This is a genomic window from Flavobacterium rivuli WB 3.3-2 = DSM 21788 (assembly GCF_000378485.1).
Taxonomy (GTDB): domain Bacteria; phylum Bacteroidota; class Bacteroidia; order Flavobacteriales; family Flavobacteriaceae; genus Flavobacterium; species Flavobacterium rivuli.
The window spans coordinates 1-25,316 of the sequence record NZ_KB899966.1 but is presented as its reverse complement, the minus strand read 5'-3'; the positions used below and the strand labels follow the sequence as shown (position 1 = coordinate 25,316).

General features: G+C 38.3%; 25 protein-coding genes. 8 read left to right on the top strand and 17 right to left on the bottom strand.

All coding sequences use genetic code 11. The annotated features are described in order from the left end of the window. Positions 1-4: 4 nt before the first annotated feature. The 13 genes from F565_RS0100140 to F565_RS0100080 form a co-directional block, all read right to left on the bottom strand. Positions 5-2,713, bottom strand: a complete 2,709-nt coding sequence (locus F565_RS0100140) for an ATP-binding protein (RefSeq protein ID WP_020211149.1) — start codon at positions 2,711-2,713, stop codon at positions 5-7. Beyond that, positions 2,706-2,900 carry a hypothetical protein gene (locus F565_RS0100135; protein WP_020211148.1) on the bottom strand — a complete coding sequence of 65 codons (195 nt, stop codon included), beginning with the start codon at positions 2,898-2,900 and terminating at the stop codon, positions 2,706-2,708. Before F565_RS0100135 ends, F565_RS0100140 begins: the two co-directional genes overlap by 8 nt. Before the next feature lie 72 nt (positions 2,901-2,972). After that, entirely contained in the window at positions 2,973-3,194 is a 222-nt protein-coding gene (locus F565_RS0100130) for a DUF6814 family protein (protein WP_020211147.1), read from the bottom strand. A 12-nt stretch (positions 3,195-3,206) separates the two neighbouring features. Continuing rightward, positions 3,207-4,742, bottom strand: a complete 1,536-nt coding sequence (locus tag F565_RS0100125) for an MFS transporter (protein WP_020211146.1) — start codon at positions 4,740-4,742, stop codon at positions 3,207-3,209. 19 nt (positions 4,743-4,761) lie between these two features. Next, complete coding sequence (locus F565_RS0100120) at positions 4,762-6,132, bottom strand: hypothetical protein (RefSeq protein ID WP_026299782.1); 1,371 nt, start codon at positions 6,130-6,132, stop codon at positions 4,762-4,764. Positions 6,133-6,236: 104 nt separating this feature from the next. Then, complete coding sequence (locus F565_RS0100115; RefSeq protein WP_020211144.1) at positions 6,237-6,656, bottom strand: IS1/IS1595 family N-terminal zinc-binding domain-containing protein; 420 nt, start codon at positions 6,654-6,656, stop codon at positions 6,237-6,239. Between the two features lie 159 nt (positions 6,657-6,815). Then, positions 6,816-7,451: a zinc-dependent metalloprotease family protein gene (locus F565_RS22180; RefSeq protein WP_020211143.1), complete on the bottom strand. Its 636-nt coding sequence runs from the start codon at positions 7,449-7,451 to the stop codon at positions 6,816-6,818. After that, complete coding sequence (locus F565_RS0100105; protein WP_020211142.1) at positions 7,451-8,485, bottom strand: o-succinylbenzoate synthase; 1,035 nt, start codon at positions 8,483-8,485, stop codon at positions 7,451-7,453. Before F565_RS0100105 ends, F565_RS22180 begins: the two co-directional genes overlap by 1 nt. Positions 8,486-8,595: 110 nt before the next feature. Beyond that, positions 8,596-9,273, bottom strand: coding sequence for a metal-dependent hydrolase (locus tag F565_RS0100100; RefSeq protein WP_020211141.1), 678 nt, complete (start codon positions 9,271-9,273; stop codon positions 8,596-8,598). A gap of 59 nt (positions 9,274-9,332) precedes the next feature. Next, positions 9,333-10,235: a 1,4-dihydroxy-2-naphthoate octaprenyltransferase gene (gene menA / locus F565_RS0100095; protein ID WP_020211140.1), complete on the bottom strand. Its 903-nt coding sequence runs from the start codon at positions 10,233-10,235 to the stop codon at positions 9,333-9,335. A 35-nt stretch (positions 10,236-10,270) separates the two neighbouring features. Then, entirely contained in the window at positions 10,271-11,833 is a 1,563-nt protein-coding gene (locus F565_RS0100090; RefSeq protein ID WP_081621296.1) for a PH domain-containing protein, read from the bottom strand. Continuing rightward, complete coding sequence (locus F565_RS20930; RefSeq protein ID WP_020211138.1) at positions 11,757-12,356, bottom strand: PH domain-containing protein; 600 nt, start codon at positions 12,354-12,356, stop codon at positions 11,757-11,759. Before F565_RS20930 ends, F565_RS0100090 begins: the two co-directional genes overlap by 77 nt. Positions 12,357-12,407: 51 nt before the next feature. Further along, positions 12,408-13,250 (bottom strand): 1,4-dihydroxy-2-naphthoyl-CoA synthase, encoded by an 843-nt coding sequence (locus tag F565_RS0100080; RefSeq protein ID WP_020211137.1) that lies wholly within the window; start codon positions 13,248-13,250, stop codon positions 12,408-12,410. Between the two features lie 206 nt (positions 13,251-13,456). Between F565_RS0100080 and F565_RS0100070 the strand changes: the two genes are divergently transcribed. From F565_RS0100070 to F565_RS0100060, 3 genes are all read left to right on the top strand, one after another. Continuing rightward, positions 13,457-14,650 carry a serine hydrolase domain-containing protein gene (locus F565_RS0100070; RefSeq protein WP_020211136.1) on the top strand — a complete coding sequence of 398 codons (1,194 nt, stop codon included), beginning with the start codon at positions 13,457-13,459 and terminating at the stop codon, positions 14,648-14,650. Positions 14,651-14,765: 115 nt separating this feature from the next. Further along, complete coding sequence (locus tag F565_RS0100065; RefSeq protein WP_020211135.1) at positions 14,766-15,989, top strand: sterol desaturase family protein; 1,224 nt, start codon at positions 14,766-14,768, stop codon at positions 15,987-15,989. Positions 15,990-16,012: 23 nt separating this feature from the next. Further along, complete coding sequence (locus F565_RS0100060; RefSeq protein WP_154652496.1) at positions 16,013-16,318, top strand: hypothetical protein; 306 nt, start codon at positions 16,013-16,015, stop codon at positions 16,316-16,318. 145 nt (positions 16,319-16,463) lie between these two features. Here F565_RS0100060 and F565_RS0100055 read toward each other — a convergent pair whose 3' ends face one another. After that, the gene (locus F565_RS0100055; protein ID WP_020211133.1) at positions 16,464-18,440 is read right to left on the bottom strand and encodes an alpha-ketoacid dehydrogenase subunit alpha/beta; all 1,977 of its coding nucleotides are present in this window, start codon (positions 18,438-18,440) and stop codon (positions 16,464-16,466) included. A gap of 619 nt (positions 18,441-19,059) precedes the next feature. Between F565_RS0100055 and F565_RS0100045 the strand changes: the two genes are divergently transcribed. Beyond that, complete coding sequence (locus F565_RS0100045; RefSeq protein WP_020211131.1) at positions 19,060-19,428, top strand: hypothetical protein; 369 nt, start codon at positions 19,060-19,062, stop codon at positions 19,426-19,428. A 174-nt stretch (positions 19,429-19,602) separates the two neighbouring features. Further along, positions 19,603-20,184, top strand: coding sequence for a PhnA domain-containing protein (locus F565_RS0100040; RefSeq protein ID WP_020211130.1), 582 nt, complete (start codon positions 19,603-19,605; stop codon positions 20,182-20,184). 333 nt (positions 20,185-20,517) lie between these two features. Here the strand turns inward: F565_RS0100040 and F565_RS0100035 are convergent, their stop codons facing one another. Both F565_RS0100035 and F565_RS20925 read right to left on the bottom strand, forming a co-directional pair. Continuing rightward, positions 20,518-22,212, bottom strand: coding sequence for an alkaline phosphatase D family protein (locus F565_RS0100035; protein WP_020211129.1), 1,695 nt, complete (start codon positions 22,210-22,212; stop codon positions 20,518-20,520). A 148-nt stretch (positions 22,213-22,360) separates the two neighbouring features. Further along, complete coding sequence (locus tag F565_RS20925; RefSeq protein ID WP_020211128.1) at positions 22,361-23,035, bottom strand: hypothetical protein; 675 nt, start codon at positions 23,033-23,035, stop codon at positions 22,361-22,363. Positions 23,036-23,194: 159 nt separating this feature from the next. On the opposite strand from F565_RS20925, the gene F565_RS0100020 reads away from it, so the two are divergent. The 3 genes from F565_RS0100020 (at position 23,195) to F565_RS0100010 (ending at position 24,992) form a co-directional block, all read left to right on the top strand. After that, complete coding sequence (locus F565_RS0100020) at positions 23,195-24,145, top strand: isopenicillin N synthase family dioxygenase (RefSeq protein WP_020211126.1); 951 nt, start codon at positions 23,195-23,197, stop codon at positions 24,143-24,145. A gap of 68 nt (positions 24,146-24,213) precedes the next feature. Further along, the gene (locus F565_RS0100015; RefSeq protein ID WP_020211125.1) at positions 24,214-24,588 is read left to right on the top strand and encodes a GxxExxY protein; all 375 of its coding nucleotides are present in this window, start codon (positions 24,214-24,216) and stop codon (positions 24,586-24,588) included. 53 nt (positions 24,589-24,641) lie between these two features. Beyond that, the gene (locus F565_RS0100010) at positions 24,642-24,992 is read left to right on the top strand and encodes a translation initiation factor (RefSeq protein WP_020211124.1); all 351 of its coding nucleotides are present in this window, start codon (positions 24,642-24,644) and stop codon (positions 24,990-24,992) included. Positions 24,993-25,122: 130 nt separating this feature from the next. On the opposite strand, the gene F565_RS20920 is transcribed toward F565_RS0100010, so the two are convergent. Continuing rightward, on the bottom strand, positions 25,123-25,316 hold a 194-nt coding region (locus F565_RS20920; RefSeq protein ID WP_020211123.1), incomplete at its 5' end, for a transposase.

Sequence of the window (25,316 nt, the reverse complement as noted above, 5' to 3'; positions counted from 1 at the left end):
CAATTTATGCTTGTTCTTTTCTTTGGTTATCAATTTTTGGTAATGTAAAAATAAGGCTTGCGCCCCCACCACGGCGATTCTCTGCCCAGATCCTGCCTTTGTGGTATTCTATAATCTGCCTGCTTATGGCAAGCCCCAGCCCACTGCCTTCAGGCTTTTTTATATTCTGGTTGTTAGACTGGTAAAACTTATCAAAAATAGTCTCAATATCCTCAGGTTGTATGCCCCTGCCGTTATCGTTTACTGCTGTTATAATATCATGCTCATCCGCATTGATGGATATATAAATGTTCCCATCTGTTTCCGGGCAAAATTTAATAGCGTTAGATACCAAATTAGTTATTACCTGCACGATCCTGTCTTCATCATAAAAGGCATTTACGCTGCCGCACTTAACCTGATGAATGCTTATACCCTTATTCCTGATTAGTTGTTGAAGGGGTTCTAAAGCCTTTTCGATAGTAAGGTCAAGGTTATTTAATGTTGCATTTATTTTCTGTTTGCCGGTTTCAAATTTTTCAAGGTCCAGTATTTTATCTATCAGCCTGTTTAGCCTGTCCGATTCAGAAATAATATTTTGCAAAAATTGTTTCCGTATTTCGTTAGGCACATCATCATCTTCATACAATATCTCGCTGGCTGCCTTAATAGCAGTTATGGGCGTTCTAAGCTCATGTGTTACCGTATCAAGAAATTCATCCTTCTGGTGGTCTTTAATTATCAGCTTTTCATTTGCCTGCCGCAATTCTCCGGATATAATTTTAAGCTCATTTGAAGTTTCTGTGAGTTTTTTATTGATGATAAGATTCTCCTGAGATTCCTCCAGAATCTTTAATACTTCCGGTAACGTTATCTTTTCTTCCTTTACTACACTCGCAATTAATATTTTAGCTGAGGCTGTACCTATATGGCCTGTAAGCAGGTTTTCGGCAAATTTAATAAGGCGGGCATCGGCAAGATCTTCATTACGGTCTACACTATATTTGTTGTGAAAAATGTTCATTGCACGAATAGTCCGCTCTTCGCCTAAAAATCGCTTCAGCACTTTTTGAATGTCGCTAGTATAGGCCGTCCCTTTCCAGATAAAAGCATTCTCATGCATGGTTATATACTTGTCTATATCTACAAACATCTCGGCATAATTGCGCTCACGATAATTACCCCTAAATGCCACCGAAACCCATAAAAACACAAACATATTTGCAAACATACTCCAAAATAAAGCGTGCGGCACAGGGTCGAGATAGTCTAAACCAAATAAAGCAAATGGTTTAAGCAGACTGTTGCCAAACAACCCTTTTGTTATAAAACTGCTGCCAATGTGTGATGCCCCGGTTGCATAAGGAATAAGCAGCGTATATGTGCATACTGCAAACCCGGCAATAATACCTGCCACAGCTCCCCTGCGCGATCCTCTCCTCCAAATTATTGCTCCAAAAAATGACGGTGCCAATTGCCCTATTACTGCAAATGACACAAGGCCTATCGACACTAAGTTATAGTCAAGTACTACTACCCTATATATAAAATAGGCACTAATGATAAGGCTAAAAATACCTACACGCCTTATATTTACAATGCGGCGGGTATTTTCTTCGGGAGTGCCGGACTGTAACGTACCTAAAAATCCATACGGAATTAATACGTTGTTACTCAGCATTGTTGACAGTCCTATAGAGGAAACCACGATCATACTTATTGCTGCTGAAAATCCGCCAAGAAAAACCAGTACCGTTATGGTTTGATTCCCCATAAGCTGTGGTATAAGCAACGAATAGGTGTCGGCATTTGCATGTTTACCATCAAACAAAATATTACCACCCCAGGCTAACGGGTATACAAATATATTTATAAGCAATAAGTACAACGGGAATAACCACACTGCTGTTTTTACATGGCTTTCCCTATGATTTTCTATCACACTCATCTGGAACTGTCTTGGTAATAAAAATATAGCGAATAATGAGAGTACACAAAGTAAAAACCAGTTGAGTGCTTCGGGTATCCCACCTATTGTGTTTTTTGCTGCAAAGCCTTCCAGCTTACTGGCCTGTGCATAAATATCACTAAAGCCATCAAAAACAAAATAGGTTACATACAATCCTACCAGTATAAAAAAGAACAGTTTTAATAATGATTCTAAAGCTACAGCGGTTACTATACCTTTCCTTTTTTCGGATGCATCTACATAGCGTGTACCATAGTATGACGCAAACAACGCCAGTGCAATAGCTACATAAGTTGTTGTATCGTTAAATACATTAGAGCTTAACCCCGTTTTTGTAACTACGTGAAAGGTTTCAGATATTGCCTTAAGCTGTAGTGCTATATAAGGCAAAATACCGAAGAGGCAAACCAATGATACTAAAGCTCCTAAAAAACGGCTGTTACCATAGCGCAGCGAAATAAAATCGGCAATGCTGGATACTTTATTAACCCGCGATATCCTGATTATCTGCCTCAGGATAATCATCCACGCCGGTATGATGATGATGGGCCCAACATAAGTGGGTAAATAGGTTAATCCGGATTTTGCTGCTACACCTATACTGCCATAATACGTCCACGCTGAACAATAAACCGCCAGCGAAAGCGAATAAACAAATGGGTTGTTTGTCCACTTGCTGTTGGATTTTTTTTCTGCCCAATGCGCTACAAAAAATAGCAGTCCAAGATAAACAGATAGTATAAGTAATAATACTGCGCTACTCATAATACCTTTTTATTACAAAAACAGAAATCAATATTGAAAGCGTCCAGACCGAAAAGAAATAAACATATAAAAGAGGGATACCACCCACGGCATCGGCACTGTCAAACAGCAGCATTAACGGCATGTTAAATGCCATGAGCAGCAATATGGCCAGTATAAGCAGTTTTTGTTCGTGCCTTTTTCTCATATACGGTTTATAACAGTTATAGCCCTACCGTGTTTATGGCAGAGCTATAGTAACTTCTAAAAACTTAATTAACTAAACGTTATCATATTCTCCTTTTACGGCATATATACCAAATATTCCCAGCCCTAATACAATAAGCGGCGTAAGTATAAAAAGTATAATGATACCAAAAACAAGGTCTTCCTGCTTGCCCGATGTAAACTTGGGCAAACCAAATTCAAATATACAAAAGTATGCTGCAGCCACCGCAAGGGCTATCCACAAGACACCTAAAATTCTTTTTAATGTTTTCATGATCGTTGTGTTTTAGTCGTGTTCTATGTTGTTTTTGGTTTTTAAGTATACCATCCCTATCAGGAAGCTTACAGCTGCAATAACTATAGGATACCATAAGCCTGCAAGGTAAAACTGCGGGTCGCCGTCATCTTTTGCCGTAGTTACAAAATATGTAGATATTGCGGGCAGCAATCCGCCAAATATACCGTTACCCACGTGGTATGGCAATGACATAGATGTGTAACGTATTTTTACAGGGAACATCTCTACAAGGAAAGCAGCTATAGGGCCGTATACCATGGTTACAAAAATTACCTGAATAAACACAAGGAATATTAACCACCAGCGGTCATGGTTGTTTATGTTAATTGTAGTTTTAGTATCGGCTTTAACCTTACCATTCACTATTACACTTTTTCCATCTTCTAAATGTACCGTTTTAATCTGGCTCCATTTAGTGCCATCTGCAAATTCTTTCGTTGCTGTATAAATAGAATCCATTTTACCTTCTTTAGCTTCTTTAATTACAGCTACTTTAGTGCTTTTCTCAACTAATTCGGTCTTTGTAGCCACATCTGTAGTCTGGTACATGGCAGTATATATAGGCCTGTAGAGTAATATAGCGAGCAGCATACCCGTCATCATGATAGACTTACGGCCTACTTTGTCGCTCAGCCAGCCAAAGAAAACAAAGAATGGGGTAGCCATTAATAGAGCGATACCTAATAAAGCATCTACCTGAGAAGAGTCTATAAACATTACCGTTTTAAGAAAACTCATGGCATAAAACTGCCCTGTGTACCACACAACACCCTGGCCCATTGCAGCACCAAACAGTGCAAGCAATACAAACTTAAGGTTCAGTTTATTGCCAAAACTTTCTTTAAGCGGATTAGTAGTTGTTTTACCTTCGGCTTTAGCCTTAGCAAATACCGGCGATTCGTGCATTTTTCTCCTAATAACATACGATACAACCACCATGATGATAGAGATCCAGAAAGGTATCCTCCATCCCCAAAGGTCAAATTCTTCGGGAGAGAGTACTGCCCTTGTAACTAATATTACCATTAAAGATATAAAAAGCCCAAAGGTTGCCATGGTTTGTATCCATGAGGTCCAGTAGCCTCGCTGGTTAGCAGGAGAATGTTCGGCCACATACGTTGCTGCACCGCCATATTCACCACCAAGAGCAAGGCCTTGTAGCAAGCGCAATATTAATACAGCAAGCGGTGCCCAGAAACCTATACTTTCATAACTGGGTATACAGCCTATTAAAAAGGTTGCCCCACCCATAAGGAGTAGTGTTACCATAAAGGTATACTTACGCCCAATGATATCGCCAAGCCGGCCAAAGAACAGTGCCCCAAACGGGCGCACTACAAATCCCGCGGCAAAGGTTGCCAATGTAGACAGGAATGCCGCCGTAGGATTATCTGCCGGGAAAAATTTTGTGGAAATTACCACAGCAAGGCTTCCAAAGATGTAGAAGTCATACCACTCGATAAGTGTTCCCAGGGACGATGCTGTAATAACCTTCCATATCCCTTTAGTAGATGTTACGCTCATAGTATTAGTTAATTATAGTTTATAGATATACCTGTAATTGAATTAAAAATTCGCCTTTAAGGCTGGAAGACCCTGGCGTGGTATATACCGGCCTTGTAGAGTATTGCGTAGTTATTTTGGCATGATGCCCGTCTATAAAAAAGTTAGAGCCTATGTCAAACTGCGAGCTTGCCTTGTCCAAAGCATCAAAGTTTTTGTGTGTAAATGCCCCAAAAGGCTGTATGCGCACCTTTGGTTTATCGTGAGAATCTGGTATTAAAAAGCCTGCCTGTGTGTACCATATTGTTCCGGAACCCATAGTAGGCTGTGCATTACCGGCACCGGCAAGAGCAGGAGTTCCTGTAAATGCAGCATCTGCTACGCCTACATTCATTATACCTAAGTTACGAAGGTAATTTGGGCCAAAATCATAATCATAAAAAACACTGTATACCGTAACAGCTCCCTTTTTAGTACCTACAGGCATATCTAAAAACACGTCTCCTGCAAAGAGTTTGATATCATGCTTTCGTAATGCACCCGCTACAGATGTTTTTGTAGCATCGGGAGCCATGTAAAAACCGGCTCCCACATTAAATACTTTTTTTGTTCCCAGGTAACTGCCCACTTTATAAGGCAATAAATTAGATTCTACATCAAGAAACTGGTACTCAAAGTAACCTGCCTTGCTCCATTTGGTATTCCCACTATTGTCTACCGCAACAGCAGCATCTGCAGTGGGCGAATCTACCGGAGCAAGATTTGTGGCAAACGGTTTGTTTACACTCATGCGATATTCAAACTTGCCATATTTACCCTTTGCAAAAATCCCCATCTGGCGGGCAAACTGGTCAGAATTTTCTATGAGTGGCCAGTTAAAAATTGGTGCATCGGCAGCGAGGTAATTTAAGGTAGATGACATTGTCATGCGCGAAAGCCCCATATAATAATGAAGCCCACCCCCTATTGAAAGGCTAAATTTGCCGCTTTCTCCCGGAAGTACCACAGCATACTCATTCCATGCATCATGAAAAAACATACCGGGCTTTTTAGCAGCTCCATACCCGCCTGTGCCGGTAGTGCTTGCCGCACCACCATTAGTAAACGTTTGATTGTTGATACCAAAATGTGTTAGTATCATATAACGCTTGGATATTTGCGCATATAATAAAATACGTAGCCTGCGGTTGCCAATATCTGTACTGTTACTTGCCGCCTCGCCATTTATCATGGTGCCTGGGTTCATTTCTGTAGACCGGAACCATATTTGGTCCCAAATGATGGCACGCATGTATTTATTACCTGTAGAATCGAGGTTAAACTTTAAACCGGAACTGTATTCATTAGATCCCTGAGAAAAACCTGCCCACGAGCAGAGTAGCAGCCCCGCAATGATGGAAATTCGTTTCATGGTTTGTTTTGGAATTAGGTGAATTAATTATTTGGTACAGCCAAATTCCAAAATTTATGTGAAAGAATTACTATAGTAATATATATATCTGTAAAGTACTATAGCTAGTCTTTAAAACGCTCCCATTTTATAAGCATAAACTTATCGCCAAGTTCTGTAATTATCATGCCTGCACCAGATAACTGTTGTTTGTTTTTAAGATACTCAACTAATTCTAAATGATTGAAAATCTTATAGGTAGGATGGTAATCGCCGTGAGAAGGCTTAGTTATATTAAACTCTTTTACCCAGTTGCTTACCGTAACATGCGATACACCAAGAATACGCTCTATTTCACGAAAACTAAGACCTTCAAGAAACAACTGCAATGCCTTGGTAACATAATAATTATCTATCTTTTTACCCATCTTGTTAACGGTAAAATAATAGTTGCAGTTCTTGCAGAGATACCTTTGTTTATCATTGATAACACCGCTTTTAACGATCTTATTATCCTGACATTTAGGGCAGGCTAAAATATCCATCTATAGTATTTTTGCATAAATATACTAATTTAGCAACAATATAAAAACGAATAATAAAAAAATAAATTGATTTTTTTATTTACTATACAATTTAATACTAAAATATATGAATAATATACACTAATAAGATGTAATCATAGCTTCGCTAATTATTTTAGACTATAGCCTCAATTTTTTTCTACATGCATTACATACCCCGGGATCTGCATTGTCAATTGTTTTTATAGATTCCACTGCATCGGTCATTACGCATTTTTTGTTAGGGCAATGGGGCAGGCCAAAGTTGTGGCCCAGTTCATGGATAACAACTTTTTTAAACCGGGCGAGATGTAAATCTTTATCATTAGTTTTCAGCCTGAAATCGGATACGATGCAACTTTTGCCGGGACAATATGCCAACCCCATAATACCAAAGTCGTTATAACGCCATTCAGGGTGTTTAATATTCCCGTTACCATCATGTTTGGTAACAGAAACATCTTTAGTTGTAAGCCCTAAAATATAATCTACACCTTCAGGCATATTGCGTTCCTGTATTGCAATAATACTATCAGCCCTATACCTGGGCGACTTGATGTTTATAAAAGCAGATTTAGGTAGTGTTTTTTGACGTAGAATTTTAACGGTAACGCCATAATAACTCGTTATGGCTTTTGTAAGCTCATCAATTTTTTGGGCACTCATTCCTTTGTAAGGAACAACACCTACCGTAGTTTCTTTAGAAAATGTATTGCTTTTAGAGCAACCGAGAAGTACTATTAAAAATAATGCGAAGTATACAAAGTGAGGCTTCATTATATATTTATCTCCCAGGCTATGTTAGGATTATAACACAGTTCACCATTTTTAACTTCAAGAGGGCTTTCAAAATTATTGGTGTATAAAGCCCCGGTTCCTAATCCCTGTGGCATAAGGTTATTTTGCATAAATGTCCATTGTGCAATTGCATTAAGCCCTATATTACTTTCTAACGCAGATGTTACCCACCAGTCGATATTTAGTTTTTCTGCAATTGTTATCCATTCTGCACATCCCTTAAATCCGCCCACTAAACTTGGTTTTAATATGATGTACTGTGGCTGTATTTTTTTTAGTAACTCTTCTTTATTTTCATAAGCAAAAACTCCTATTAGCTCTTCATCCAATGCAATTGGTAATGGAGAGTTTTTACATAGTTGCGCCATTCTGTCAGGCTGCCCTACTTTAATAGGTTGCTCTATGCTATGTAATTTAAATTCTGATAGTTGTTGTAGTTTATCTAAAGCAGATTCTAAGGTAAAAGCACCATTAGCATCTACCCTTATTTCTATTTCTTGTGGTGTGAAATTTTCTCGAATAAACCGTAATAAACCCAACTCATAGACAAAATCTATGGCGCCTATTTTAAGCTTTATGCAATTAAATCCCTGCTTAATTTTATCTTCTATTTGCTCTTTCATGTAAGCTTCATCACCCATCCAAACGAGTCCATTTATAGGGATGTTCGCCTCTCCTTTTGTAAATTCTGATGGAAATAAAAGATAGGAAGTTTCTCCCTGCAACGATTTAAAAGCTGTCTCCAGTCCAAATTGTATCGACGGGAATTCAATCAATTCATTCCATAATTTTTCCTCACCATAATGAATATTATCGCACGCCCATTTTAGTTTTTCTTCATAATCAGGCCTGTCATCTATGCTAAGCGACCTCAAAATACCACACTCCCCTATGCCCTGCTTACCATCATTTTCAAGAATGATAAACCAGGTTTCCTTTTCCGTCATTACACCTCTCGATGTACCACTGGGGCGTTTAAAATCTAAAATGTATCTTTTGTAAGTTGCCTTCATTTAATTAATTACGAATTTAAATTATGAATTGCTTAAAAAAATTAGCCACGAATTACACGAATCTTCACCAATTAAATTAGTGGAATTTGCGTAATTCGTGGCTAAATAAATTATAATTCGATAGAAGAGCCTATTTCTAAAAGAATTAATTCTTTGCCCTTATCAGCAAATTTCTTTTTGGCATCTTCATGGTCTATTTTGATGTAGCCAAAGGTGTCGTAATGATAACCTAATACTTTATCGCACTCTACAAAATCTGACGCTATAATAGCATCTTCTGCATCCATGGTAAAGTTGCTGCCTATAGGCAGGATGGCAAGATCGAGCTTAGTACGCAACGGAATAAGTTTCATATCATATGTAAGTGCAGTATCTCCGGCAATGTAAATGTTTTTATTAGTAGTTTCTATAACAAAACCGCCCTGGTTACCACCATACGTACCATCAGGAAACTGGCTTGAGTGTATAGCATTTACATATTTAACGCTGCCAAAATCAAATTTCCAGCTACCGCCGTGGTTCATGGGGTGCGCATTAAAACCTTTTTTTGTGTAATACGTTGCAATCTCTGCGTTAGATACTATCGTGGCACCGGTGTTAGTTGCAATAGCCTCCACATCAAGAACGTGGTCGCCGTGAGCGTGAGTAACCAGTATGTAATCGGCTTTAAGCTGCGTAATATCAATGTGGCTTGCAAGTTCGTTGGCTGTAATATATGGGTCAACTAAAATATGTTTACCTCCTACTTCTATTCCAAGGCTCGCGTGGCCGTAAAATGTAATTTTCATAGTATTATGTGTTATTATTTTTTATAGATATTGAATGGTTACCAATTACATATTGCTATTTATAGCTGCATTGCTATGCATAACAGTACCGATAAGAAAAATGTTCCCAGCGCCACTTTTTTAAGTTCAGGGTCAAGGTCTCTCGGTACGGTATTTTTAGCAACCGTTTTTATGTGTATTAAAAATGGGATGTATGCAATTAAGAAAATATATTGTAAAGGCCTGAAATTATTAAGTATGGCAAAGGTTAATGTAAGTACCAGTGCAGTTATTATTATAGAATAATGATATACCTTAGCCAGCTTAGGTCCCATTTTTACCACAAGTGTATTTTTACCCGACATAGCGTCGCTTACCTGATCGCGCATGTTGTTAAGGTTTAGTACCGCCACACTTAGTAAACCAACAGATATTGCCGGTAGTACAGCAAAACCATCTATATGTTTGGCAAATAAAAAGTAACAGCCCAGTACACTTACCAGCCCAAAGAAAATAAACACGAACAAGTCGCCCAAACCTCTGTAGCCGTAAGCGGAATTACCTACTGTATATTTAATCGCAGCAGCAATAGCTGCCAAACCTAAAAAAAAGAAAAATACGGAGTAAGCAAAATTCTCTTTGCCAAACGATATATAAATAAGTACAACGGCAGCTATTAATGTAAGTACAGATGTAATTATTATGCCTTTTTTCATAGCTTCAATAGTTATTGAGCCACTTTGTATGGCACGTTGCGGACCTATACGATGTTCGTTATCGGTACCCTTAACACCATCGCCATAATCATTGGCAAAATTAGAAAGCACCTGTAAGCCTAATGTAGTTACCAGGGCGAAAGCAAGTATTGCCCAGTTAGAAAATCCCTGAGAGAAGGCGTAGAAACTCCCTACTAATATTCCTGATACCGACAGCGGCAGTGTGCGTAAACGTGCGGCCTGTAGCCACGCTTTTGTATTTGACATTTTTTAAAATTCCTAATTTAAAATTCGTAATTGTATTACATCCAGTTTTTATTGATTGTCTCTACCTGGTATAGCCAGTAATTGGCGAGTTTTTTCAGTTGTGTAAAGTTAGCTAATCCAAAATGAACGTCTCCACCGGCTGTGTAAATTTTTATCGTGCCCACATTACTCATTTTCTGCCAAAAAAACTGTTGCAGTTTAATGCCTTGTATTTTATGGGGTGCCAAAATATCATTATCTATATCCCAGGCGCCACGCTGCCGAATAATAAAATCGGGCGTTATAAACAGGCGACTGTTGCGAAAGGCAAAATAAATAAGGGTAGCTACAAAAACGATATAAACAGGTATTATATATAATATATCTGCAATATCCGGAATCAGCCTTGTGTATGCATATAGTAAGCTAACAGGGATAATAATATATTTAAACGCCTCAAATATCATTTTACGGAAGTTAGGCTTAATAGGAAATCCGCGCTCTGGCATTTTTTCTAACAGAAATTCTAAAAGGGCATTTTTTTCAGCCTGATTAACCCCCGGAATTTCCATCGACATTTTTGCCCGGTCTTTACTTTGCTCAAGATCTGATGCCTGGCGGATCTTTACATCATTTACATCAAATTTTTTCTGAAAGTAATTGCGTCCAACGGTAACCATCTGAACTTTGTCTGGCCGTATAATTGTATTTCGCGTATTGATAAGGCCATGAGAAAGCAACAGAGAGTTTTGCTGCTTTACTACTTTAAAATTGTAAAAGCGTAAAATTGTACGTACAAGATTGATAACGAGAGTTAAAATCAGGATTAAAAAAACAATGAACGCAATAAAGCGAAGTAAAAACGTTGTATTAAAATATTCGCTTATAAAATTGTCTTTGGTATCGCTGTAGGTAAGGTACTCATCAAGGTGCTGAAACGTAGAAATAAAAAAGGCAAGTAAAATACCAAAGCTTCTAACGTAATTACTGGTAATACCTGTTTTTAAAAGACTTGCAAAACTAACTGTAATAAAAGGTATTTCTTTGTTTTGTACACTATCAGCAGCAATATCTCCAATTTTGTTTTTTCCAACTACATCCTGCATAAGGCGTTCTTTTAGAGCCTGTGCATATTGGGCTGTAACAGCTTTAATTGTTACTTCTGTTTTAGAACTTCCTGCAGTATCAATCTCAACTTCATACATTTTAAGCAAACGCTGTAAAAAGTTCTGGTTAATGTTTACCTGCTGTATTTTATGTAGCGGTATGCCAATTCTTGTCTTTTTAAAGATCCCTTTCTGTAATATAAACTCGTTGTTGTCTATATAAAATGTAAAATTGCGATATCTTAAATAGCCTCTTAATAAACCCCCTATTAGCACAACGCCGGCAGTAATAAGGTAAAAGATAAATTTCTTTTTTTCAGATAATAGCGAAATCACAATAATAGGAAATAATGCTCGAACACTTTCCTGAAAAGCATCGGCAAACATTATAAAAACGCCTAACAATGACTGCCGCTGTGGCTGGCTAAAATCAATATTAGTATCTTTCATAATTATTATCTTCTTCCGGTAAGTCTTGTTCTTTAGTAGCTGCAGTGTAAATATCTTCTTCATCTTCTGCCTGTTTAGAATCTATTTTGCCTACAACCAGTTGCTTTATAGCAGCAGCGTGAATTTTTTCGAGCCCAGGAATTTTAATATCGCCGCCTACACCACCGGCAGTAAAAACTTCAATTGTAGCTAAACCCAACCAGCGGGCAACGGGGCCTTCATGAATGGCTACATGCTGCACCCTGTTATAAGGTATGATAGTAGTACTTACAGATATGGCACCACTGCGGTATATAACATCATGTTCCCTAAAGGCAAATCCACGTGTTTTAAAGTTTATTACGTTTATTACAATGGTAAGGATTACTACAAAAATATAAGCACCGCTAATTACCAGCCGGTATGGTTGCAATTCATTTATAAAATAAAAACCTGCTCCCGCAGCTATTGCCATGATACTAAAAACCAACGCAATGTTAAACCATATTACCTTAAGATAAGACGGGTGTAACGGAGTAAGCTGCACATCCTCAAACTGCGGAAGCGCTAAAGTATCTATGATCTCGTTAGAAAATGGCTGTTCCAAATTATTGTTTATTTCTGTTTGTAATTTGAAAATTGGACTTTGAAAATTACTCTATGGTATCCATTTTATATTCCTGAAGTCAGGCTTTCTTTTTTCAAGGAAAGCATCACGGCCTTCTTTAGCTTCTTCGGTCATATAAGTAAGGCGTGTGGCTTCACCCGCAAATATCTGCTGCCCCACCATACCGTCATCGGTAGCATTAAATGCAAATTTAAGCATCTTAATAGACGTTGGCGATTTACCCAGTATTTCCTGAGCCCATTCGTATGCAGTGTCTTCAAGTTCGTCATGAGGGATTACAGCATTAACCATGCCCATTTCGTAAGCATCCTGCGCAGAATAGTTCCTGCCTAAAAAGAAAATCTCACGGGCACGCTTCTGGCCCACCATTTTAGCAAGATAAGCAGATCCGTATCCGCCATCAAAGCTGGTAACATCGGCATCAGTTTGTTTAAAAATGGCATGCTCTTTACTGGCAAGGGTAAGGTCGCACACTACATGCAGGCTATGCCCGCCACCTACTGCCCATCCCGGTACAACGGCAATTACTACCTTTGGCATAAAACGTATCAATCGCTGAACTTCAAGTATATTTAAACGGTGCATACCATCATCGCCCACATATCCCTGCTGCCCACGCGCCTTTTGGTCGCCGCCACTGCAAAAAGAATATATACCGTCTTTGCTCGATGGCCCTTCTGCAGAAAGTAATACAACCCCAATAGAGGTATCTTCACGTGCATCAAGAAAAGCCTCAAATAACTCGGCTGTGGTTTTTGGCCTAAATGCGTTACGCACATCCGGCCTGTTAAAGGCTATACGAGCTACACCATTGCATTTTTTATAGGTTATATCTTCAAATTCCTTAACGGTTTTCCAGTCTATTTTATCCATTGTTAGTGTAATAATTTACCGTAAAAATAGGCAATTTTGGTTTAGCCTTAAAATAAAATAAATGCAAAAGGGTAAACATACTGCATTTCAAAACTTTATGTTTTAATAGGGCAATAAATCTAAATTTTAATTGTTAACCTTATATAAAAACCGTTTTACACAACTTTGGTTTGGCTATATTTGCCCCTTTTATGTTATTTCCAAAAATGAAGATCCAGTACATACTACCTTATATATTTATATTGTTTTTAACCTCATGCAAAAAAGACAATAGCACAGCACAAAATGAAGAAGAGCAAAATGTAAAAGATACTGTTTTACACATAACTCCCCTAAAAATAGAACTTAACAAACTTACAACTGGCTATAAAAATTCTAAAAAAAATGCCATAGAGCACTTTTATAATAAAATATGGCCAAAGAATGATCTTAGCGGAGGTTTTCTTGTGGCTAAAAATGGCCAGATATTGTTCGAGAAATATGGTGGCCTTGCTAACCGAAGCACTAAAGAAGAAATTACAGCTAACACTCCTATACATATAGCATCTGTAAGTAAAGTGCTTACCGCCGCCGTGGTATTAAAACTTATAGACCTTGATAAACTTAAGCTCGACCAAAAGGTAAATACCCTGCTGCCTGAATTTCCTTATGAGGATATTACCATTCAAATGCTGCTTAACCACCGTAGCGGCCTGCCTAACTATGCCTATTTTGCCGATGACCGTGCAATATGGGACAGGAGTGTGCTTACAAACCAGGATGTACTAAACCTTTTAGCAGAGCATAAATTTAACCTTTACTTTAAGCCGGACAAAAAATTTGGTTACTGTAATACCAATTATGCCATGCTTGCACTGGTTATAGAAAAGGTTACGCACATGAACTACCGCGATGCTATGAAGAAAATTATCTTCGATCCGCTTGAAATGAAAAACACTTTTGTCTTTAATTATGATACCGACAGGCAAAAAGTATCCCTCTCATATAAAGGTAATAATGTACAGTACGGCTTCGATTTTCTTGATGCTGTTTATGGCGATAAAAATATTTACTCTACTCCTCGCGACCTGCTAAAGTTTGACCTTGCCACTTATTCTAAAAAATTCCTGAACCCGAAACTTGTAAAACAGGTTTTTAAAGGGTATAGCTATGAGCATAAAGGCGAGCGCAATTATGGCCTTGGCATACGTATGCACGAATGGAAAACCGGCGAAAAACTATTTTACCACAACGGCTGGTGGCATGGTAATACGTCGTCTTACGTTACCCTTAAGGGCGATACTGTAGCGCTTATATCATTGTCGAACAAATTTTCGTACAAACCTTACAAAATATGGAAACTTTCTACCCAGTTTGGTAAATATCCTATAGAGCCGGACAAAGAAGATGGTGCAGAATAGCACTAAATTTCAATACTTTAAATATCAACTTTAACCGGTTGATATTTTTTTTATACAAATACCCTACTAAATTAGTAGAGTATTGTTATTTTTGTACCTTACACATTTAAATGATATGGAGAATATAAATTATCTGGCTTTCGCCATGCCTGCTTTTTTCCTGTTTGTTTTTTTAGAATATAAAGCAGCGCAGTATAAAAAAAAGGAATATTTATTTAAATATGAAAGTTCGGTATCAAACGTAAGCATTGGTATTGCAGAGAGGCTTCTTAACCTTTTTGTTGCTGCCAGTTTTTACCAGTTATATTACTGGATATATAATCATTATGCACTATTCACTATTCCAGCCAATTGGATGGTGTGGATAGCGCTAATACTCGCCACAGATTTTGTATGGTACTGGTACCATCGCCTTGGCCATGAGGTAAATATTTTTTGGGCAGCCCACATAGTACACCACCATAGCGAAGAATTTAATTTTACGGCGGCGGCCCGTATAACTACCATACAGGCTGTTATACGTACAGGGTTTTGGTGCGTGTTACCATTGTTGGGTTTTCACCCTACAATGGTTATAACAATGCTATTGGTGCACGGCAGTTATTCATTTTTTACGCATACCCAAATTATTGAGCGTATAAAATGGCTCGAGTATGTTTTTATAACACCTTCTTTACATGGTGTACACCATGCATCTGACGAAAAATATCTTGATAAGAACTATGGCGATATGTTCGTGTTTTGGGACAAAATGTTTGGTACTTTTCAGGTAGAGGAAGAAAAACCAAAGTATGGGCTAACCCACCCCCTTAAAAGTTTTAGCTTTTTATGGATGCATTTTCATTATTATTTCGAGATCTATGAAAGTTATAAAAGAGCCGAGGGCGCCAAAGCCAAATGGAAAGCCGTTTTTGGGAGCCCGGCCAATATGGATCAAGACATACGGCCGGAACTGGAAAAGAAATTTTTACAGGACAGGAATCTTAAACTTAAACAACTTCGGTTTAAAGGATATCTTGCTTTTCAGGTAGCATTATGTACTGCCCTGCTTATGTGGTTTACGTATTATTATGAAAGCCAGGATGCGGTTACTAAAATATTTACAGCTGCTTTTATACTTATTACCCTGATAAATTGTGGCGCACTGTTAGAGCAACGTAAATGGATATACTACCTGGAATATGGCAGGTTGTTTATAGTATCAACTTATTTACTTTACACGCAGGGGCAAACCAAGTATTTATTTATACCTGTTATGCTCATGATAATTTCTGAAAAATCTTTTTCTCTGGGTAAACGTTATCAGGAATATGTTTTACAGACCGATGACGGGGCTTAATGTTAACTTTATAAATGTTTGTTATGAATATAGCTGAATTAAAATTACAGGTAATAAGTAAAATAATGGAATCTGATGATGCCGGTTTTACAACTAAGATTGAGCAACTTTTAAATAAACCGGATGGTGATGCCGAAGAAAATTCTGTGGCCCACGCTGTTCATCTTGATAACAGTACTGTGATTGCTTACCGTGCCGACGGTCAGCCCTTAACCATAAAAGACCTTAAAGCAGAGATTTTAGATATTACAGATGATGGCTGCCGTGGCTCTAAACCCGCTACCCATTGTAGTGTAAAAACCCGGCTAAAAGGCATTCTTTGGCTATAGCCGATTACCAGCTTATATTTGACGATCCTACAGCAAAAAATAGATTAACAATAGCTTCACCATCTTTCTTCAAAACAAAAGACAGGCACATAATTAGTATATATACCTGTCTAAATTGTATGTTACAAGAATCTATTTTAAAATATTAATACGCTATCAATTCTGCTAAAGCAGTTTCAAAGCGGGCTTTAGGTAAATACTGGTCTTCTAATGCTTTTGTAAACGGAATGGCACTTTCTAAACTACCCACACGTTTAACCGGGGCGTCAAGGTGTTCAAAACAATTTTCCATGATCATGGCGGCGATATCGCTGGCAATACCACCAAACAGGGTATCTTCCTGCAATATAATTGCCTTGCCTGTCTTTTTAACTGATGTAAAAATAGCTTCCATATCAAGTGGCTGAAGCGTTCTTAAATCCAGTAAATCAGCATTGATTTCGGGCTTTTTAGCCAAAGTTTCTAATGCCCAGTGTACGCCAGCGCCAAAACTTATTATAGTTACATCATCTCCTTCTTTTATAAGCGATGCTTTACCAAAGGGCAATGTGTAATAATCTGTTGGCACATCCTGGTACATACTGCGGTAAAGTGCCTTATGCTCAAAGAACATAACCGGGTTAGGGTCGTTTATGGCTGTTGCCAATAATCCTTTTGCATCATAAGGAAATGCCGGATATACCACTTTAAGCCCGGGTGTTTTTGTAAACCATGCTTCGTTGGTCTGGCTATGAAAAGGCCCTGCCTGTACTCCTGCACCACATGGCATGCGCACTACTACATCGGCGTTTTCCTGCCAACGGTAATGTACTTTGGCAAGATAATTAACTATGGGGTTAAAGCCGGTAGATACAAAATCAGCAAACTGCATCTCGATAACCGACTTATATCCATTAATAGACAATCCCATTCCTGCCGACACAATAGCCGACTCACATATTGGTGTATTCCTTACCCTGTCTTTCCCAAATTGGGCCACAAAGCCATCAGTAATTTTAAACGCGCCGCCATATTCTGCAATGTCCTGACCCATAATAACAAGCTTATCATGACGCTCCATAGACTGTTTAAGCCCCTGCGAAATAGCATCAATCATCCGCACATTTTCAGAATTACTTTTTGAGTTAACTTCCTCAAATACATAAGTTTTGTAAACATCATTTAATTCTTCACTTAAATTAGCTTCAATGGCTGGCTCAGCAGAAGCCTGTTGGTAATGTTCGTCGATTTCTTTCTTTAATTCAGCGCGAAGTGCTTCGTCATATTCATCGGTTAATACCTTTTCAGTTTTAAGATATTCCCTGTAATTAGTTACAGGGTCTTTTACAGCCCACATATCCATAAGTTCCTGCGGAACATACTTTGTACCACTTGCTTCTTCATGCCCGCGCATCCTGAAGGTTTTAAATTCCAGCAAAACAGGCCTTGGGTTTTCGCGCATAGAGGTAGCAAGGGCATCAAGTTTAGTATATACCTCTAATATATTATTACCATCTATAATATGGCTTTCTATACCATAGCCTATGCCTTTATCGGCAATATTCTCGCAACGGTACTGCTCGTTGGTAGGCGTGCTCAGTCCGTAGCCATTATTCTCTATAATAAACATTACAGGCAGTTCCCATACGGCAGCAATATTAAGTGCCTCATGAAAATCGCCTTCGCTGGTAGCACCTTCGCCGGTAAAAACGGCAGTAACTTTACCTTCGTTACGCAGTTTATGGGCAAGAGCAATACCATCTGCCACTCCAAGCTGCGGACCTAAGTGCGATATCATGCCTATTATCTTAAACTCCTGCGTACCAAAATGAAACGACCTGTCTCTGCCCTTAGTAAAGCCATTAGCCTTACCCTGCCATTGCGAGAATAGCCTGTAAAGCGGGATATCCCTGCCGGTAAACACAGCGAGGTTGCGGTGCATGGGTAAAATATATTCGTCTTTATGCAGTACGGCAGTTACCCCTACAGAGATTGCCTCCTGCCCTATGCCGCTAAACCATTTAGATACTTTGCCCTGACGGATGAGGATAAGCATCTTCTCCTCTATAAGCCTTGGTTTTAGTAATTTTTTATATAAATCGAGTAATTGTTCGTTTGTTAGTTGCTTTCTGTCGAAATCCATAGCGATTTTTGAATAATCATTAATTATGATATTTCAAAAGTAAGAAAATAACATAAGATGATGTGAGTGTTATAAAAAATATTTTAAAATGAGGAAAACCTCCTTTAATCATTCAATAAAGGCTTTATGTTTGCCGAAAATGTTCTGTGTATTTTTGAACAGTTTGGTTATTAATAGATTATTTTCCCCAACAATAAACTTATTACACCATTAACCAACTATTAGTAAGCATTAATCTCTCGTGTATTTCAAAGCCTGCACGGGAGAGATGCTTATGTTTAAATTTTGAGTTGAAATCCGTAGTGATTTTAGAATAATCATTTATTATGTGACAAACAAAAATTAGAAAATAGCAGAACAATGGTATTAGTATGTAAAGATTATCGATGAAAATCTTTATTCCTTGTAAGAATAATTTTTGTAAGTTTATTTAATTATAAGTAGGTTTATGGAAGATGAAAAGAAGTTCCTTTTCAATGCATATTTAGAATTGATAAATATTGATTTTATGAGTTTACCCATTGCCTCCTATAAAACAATTTTATTCAGAGTCCAACGTCATTCGGACTTTAAAAAATTAACTCCAAACAGCCCGACCGTCTTTAATACCATGTAAATAATGAAAAAATATATTATTTTATTAGTCCTTTTTCCATGCATAGCTTTCTCTCAAAGTATAGTTGGAGTTTGGACTAAATCCCCGCAAAGTAAGACAGCTATTGAATTTACGAAGGATGGGCAATTAAACTTTTTAAATCTTATTACCCTTGAAAGTATTAATAAAAAATTAAAAGCAACCTACAAACTTGAATCAGAAAATGGAATAACATATTACATTGAAACTATTTTTATGAGCGGTACAATGGTGAGTACGAAAAAGATAAAATATAAGTTCAAAGATGGAAAATTATATCTACCAAGTGAATCAGAAACAGATGGCACAGTGACTGTAAATGAATATAAAGATGAATATACAAGAATTAAGTAATCCCCCCGCTAGCGCGAGCTTCAAGCTCGTGCCGGTAAAGTTATAAACAAATGTAATATTTAACGCACGAGCGTGACGCTCACGCCAGCAACTGTACTCTGTATATACAATTGCTTTTATTAATACCTATTATTTTTTCCAAATCCCTATCTTTGCGCCCATAAAAGCCAAACAATGAAATTAGAAGAAATACTGCAGCAACGAAGCGGAAACCAATGCGAACTAAGTAGTGTAGCAGACAATCTTACCGCTTATGAGGTGCCACCGGCCATTAACCGCGGTGCAGATGGTTACATACTTATAACTGAAAAATGCTTTAACCAGATAGAGAAAAAAGAGGAACCGGATGCCGATTTTTGGCAGGGTGTACTACCAACCTCTATGTGGAGTGAAGTGCCTGCCGTACAGGTGGTTTCCTGGCGTATGCTAAACCGTTTCCGTAACGAGAGCTGGGCTGCCGATGCACTTGATATGATGTACGTTGACGACGAACTGTTAGAATGGGCTAAAGCTACCGGCGACCATACCGGCGATGCCAGCGTGCAGTTTCATAAAGACAGCAACGGCAATATTTTGCAAACCGGCGATACTGTTACCCTTATAAAAGACCTTGATGTAAAGGGTTCTACCATTAATGCAAAAGTGGGTACAGCAGTGCGCAACATCCGCCTGGTACATGATAATATAGAACAGGTAGAGGGAAAAATTGACGGCCAGTTAATTGTTATCCTTACCAAGTATGTAAAAAAATCATAGATTGTTTTTTAGCCACGAATTGCACAAATTTCATAAATCTATAGTAATATTGTCACGCAAAGGCGCAGAGGCGCAAAGTTTGCAACCTACAGCAGGATTACTTTTTTAGCGACTGTTAAGTCGCAAAGCTTTGCGACTTAACAGTCGCTGGGATGCAATCGTATTTATTACCCCTTTGCGACTCTGCGCCTTTGCGTGACATTTTTGAATACATTAGGCAATAATACCTGCTATAAAATGTATCATCATTTACAAATATACCGTTTGGAGGTATTATTATAAAGCAAAAAATCTCCCATAACCGGGAGATTTTTTGTTTTATAAAATAGCCTGTTATGAATACGTCACACTATGCCCAATCTCTGTGGCATACGACTGAGACAAAATGCTGTTTACAAATACCCATTCTGATTTTACATCGGCTTGAGTAAAGGTCGCCATAAGATAACCTCTTCTTGCGGCATCAAAATATTTAAGACCGTCTACCAGCAATAAGAGCGATTGCTGGAAAGCTGCAATAGTAGCAGCATCAACATTGCCCAAATACGTTTCAAACCCCGGCGATGTAACACTCGATGTGGCAAACTCTACACCTACCTCTGTACCATCCTGTGCGCGCAGTACATTGTGCCATGCATTGTGGGTATCTCCTGCAAGAGTAATAATTTTTTTGCCATTTAGTGCGCCGTATAGTATTTCACGGTCTACAGGGTAACCATCCCACGCATCAAGGTTGTATGGTATAACGGTTTGTACGCGTGCCCTTTCCTGAGCTGTAACTGTAGGGTCGTTATTAGCCATCCTCACTTTAATAGTAACCAACTGCTGCAATATTGTTGCAAAGCCTGGCTGACCAAAAGCTAACAGTAGCTCGGCAGGAATGTACATTTTGCCCATTAATATCTGCTGCCCTAACACCTGCCATTTGGCACTGCTTCCGCTAATTTCATTTATAAGCCAGTTACGTTGTGTAGTACCCATTAACGTTCGTGACGGGTTGGTAAGTGCTGTCTGGAATGCCACACCATCAAATCCTGAAGATGTATAATAATCGGTAATATTGAGCTGCTTGTCGCGTGCAATAACGCGGGTATCCAGCATGATAAGGTTTACAAGGCTGCCTATTTTTATAGTACGGTAAATTAACGAATTATTGTTTTCGTCCTGTCTCGAAAAAGGGATGAACTCGCTATAAGCCTGTAGTGCATGCTGTTTTCTTACCTCAAAATTACCTTCGGTTGCAGGGGTATGGTTTTCTGCACCGTCTTTATAAGTATCATTGGCTATTTCATGATCATCCCATACACATATAAAAGGCTTTTTCTGGTGGGCAAGCTGTAACGAAACGTCAGATCTGTATTGTTTATAGCGCGTTCTGTAGTCCTCTAACGATAGTATTTCGCCCGAAGGGATGTGCTGCCTGTTTAGCGAGGCATTTTGAGGCGTAGACCCATACCCTCCTGCTTCATACTCATAAATATAATCGCCCAAATGCACGATAACCTGCGCATCAGATGTTGCCATAGCATCATACACATTAAAATATCCTGCCTGATAGTTAGAACATGAACAAACCGCAAGCTTTACCGATGATGGGTTTACAGGAAGCGTAAGGGTTTCTCCAATAACAGAAATAGCCTCGTCCTGCACATTCATAAAGCGGTAGTATAACTTTTGGTCGGCATCAAGTTCTGTCAGCTCTATAGATATTGTAAGGTCTCTCGTAGTTTCTGTAGTAATTTTACCAGTCCTTACTATGGTTTTAAAATCCTGTGCTGTAGCAACCTCCCATATAACCTCTGCATTTGGCCTGTTATAACGTGTCCAGATTATTACAGATGAGCTTGTAGGATCAAAACTCGCAAGGCCTTCGTTAAAATTTTTATTAGTGAACCCCGAAGAATTAATGCCGCTTGGTGTATCATCGTCATCATTACAGCTAATAAAATTTGGAGCGATAATAATTGCCCCGGCAGCCCACATGGTTGTTTTAAGAAAGTTTCTCCTGCTTTGTTGTGTTGGTTTCATAAGTAAATTAGTTTGCCCAAAAATGGTGTTATTAATAGGAAACCGGGTTACTTAATCTTTACCGTTTTATTATTGAATGATTTTATTGGTTAAAAATTTGTTACGAGAACACCAGAGTTATGCAATATGACTGAAACCGACAAAACTCTTAGTACATAGTACCTTCTACTACGTCAGGGTCGTCGCTTAGATAAACGTATTCGCCTTTTTCCTGACTAATAACAAGGATATTTTTGTAATCAGAAGGTAATCCGGCCTCCTTTGCGTCTTTCCATTTGCCTTTACCTAATACAGCTATGCTTTCACCATTTTCTAATATACCTTCCTTATAACGAAAAGTATTGTTAAGACCGAAAACTCCCTTTGTATCATAACCATGACTATTTAAATAAGCTTCTAATACAGGATGGGCATCTTTGCTTAAACCGGATGTATAATTTCTGTCTAACATGATATAACTTTTTATATTTCCCCTGTCAATATAGGCGTATTCGTTACCGTCTTTAATTACGAAAGTGCCCGCAAACTCTTTATTGATAATTGTCTTCCAGTTTATATTTCTTCTATTGTAAACTTTTTTCTCTACGACAACATGATAATAGGCACATTTACGCTTCGACAGCAGGGCAATCACCGGGTCGCCTATAATTTTGACTTTACCTTTTATTTTTGCAGTTTCGCCACTTTTAAATTCGCTTATCTTTTTTATTGGAGCTTTTCCCAGTTTACGTCTTATCCTGGCTTTACCGGTAAAAAACAATAACATAATTAATATTGCAGTACCCAGCAATAATAATATAACTGTATAGACAGGATCATTCATTTATAGCAGATTTCTATTTGGGCTGCAATATAGTAATTGTTAAGTATTATAAGATACAGGCTTGTTAACAACTTCCCCCCTGTCAGGTAAAAAATTATTGTTAGCTTTGTAACTGCAAGGCTTTATAGCCATTAAAGTTATTAACAATAAACTACCTGTATGCAAAACATTCCCAGTGTGGACCTGCGTGATTTCCTTTCGGGCGACCCGGAACGCAAGCAAAAATTTGTAAATGAAATCGGCAAAGCGTATGAAGATATAGGCTTTGTAGCACTTAAAGGGCATTTTCTGGACGACAGGCTTGTAGACAGCCTGTATACCGAAGTTAAAAATTTCTTCAGCCTTCCGGTTGATATAAAAGAGCAGTACGAAATTCCGGGTATTGGTGGTCAGCGTGGTTATGTTTCTTTTGGTAAAGAGCATGCTAAAGGCCGTAAAGAGGGCGACCTTAAAGAGTTTTGGCATTTTGGGCAGTATCTTGATGAGGGTTCTAAATATGAGAACGAATATCCTGCCAATGTAGAAGTTAAAGAACTTCCTGAGTTTAATAAAGTAGGCGAAGAGGCTTATAAAATGCTTGAAAAAACAGGGGTATATGTGCTTCGCGCGCTTGCTATTTACCTTGGCCTTGACGAGTTTTACTTTGATAAATATGCGGCAGAGGGCAACAGTATTCTGCGCCCTATACACTACCCTCCCATAACATCTGAGCCTGACAATGCAGTACGTGCTGCCGCACATGGTGATATTAATCTTATTACGCTGCTTATGGGTGCACAGGGCAAAGGCCTGCAGGTACAAAACCATGAGGGCGAATGGATTGATGCTATTGCTGAACCCGACGAACTTGTTATAAATGTAGGCGATATGCTTAGCCGCCATACAAACAATAAGCTAAAAAGCACTATTCACCAGGTGGTTAACCCGCCACGAGAACTTTGGGGTACATCACGCTACTCTATACCATTTTTTATGCATCCGGTTAGTGAAATGAAACTGGACTGCCTGCCTAATTGTATAGATGCAGAACACCCTAAACTTTATGATGATATTACAGCCGGCGATTTTTTATATGAAAGGCTTGTGGAGCTTGGTTTGATTAAGAAATAATAATTAATGTATGGAACGCGGATGCCACGGATTGAGCGGATTTACGCAGATTTATAATAATTATCATAATGCTTTATAAGGAATTGACATCTGAAATATTAAAGGCATTCTATGATGTATATAATGAGCTTGGTTATGGCTTTTTGGAACGGGTTTATCAGAATGCTATGTTTTATGAATTGAAATCAAGAGGTTTTGAAGTGAATGCTCAACGGAAAATTACGGTATATTATAAAGACTTGCCTGTTGGGGACTACTTTGCCGATATTATTGTAAATAATATAATTATACTTGAACTTAAAGCTTGTGATTACCTAACAAAAGACTTTGAACACCAAATCGTAAATTATCTAAGGAGCACTCATTGTGAAGTTGGCCTATTACTTAATTTTGGCAAGAAGCCAGAGTTTGTCAGAAAAGTGTTTGAAAACATTAACAAATAAGATTCGCGAAAATCCGCCTGATCGGCGGCATCCGCGTTCCATTATAAATAAATATGGCAAAAAAAATAAGCAGTCTTGAAGACCTTGGCGGATTTGTATTTTCTACCAATAAAGATTTTGAAATAGGCTCTAATGAAGAACCTCAGGAAACGTTGCCTAACAGTCAGCAAAAACTTGAGGCGCATCTTGATAAAAAAAACCGTGGCGGCAAGGTAGCAACCATCATAAAAGGTTTTGAAGGAACAGATGATGACCTTAAAAGCCTTGCAAAACAGCTTAAAACCTTATGTGGTGTTGGTGGTTCGGCTAAGGATAACGAAATTATCATTCAGGGAAACTTCCGTGATAAAATAATGGATTTCCTTATTAAAGAAGGTTATAAAGTAAAACGTGTAGGCGGATAGTTTAATACCGTGTACCTGATATTAAATTGCAAAGAAGCCGTCTCAATATTCAATTGAGGCGGTTTTTTCATTTTTAGCATTATTATATTAGGCTATTATATTTTTCAGGTCAGGATATTTTTCAAGTGGCTTACGCCGCTATTTTCTTTCTCAGATTGTGTGCTAAGGCCATTAATCCGAACTCTAATTCTACTTTTTCAAGTCCTTTTAAAGTAAACCTCTTAAAATTGTTATTGTGTTTGAGATGTGCGAACACAGGTTCTACATCGGCAGAGCGCTGTTTTCTTTTTTGTAACCCTTTTTCGCTTAAAAGCAGTTCCCTCG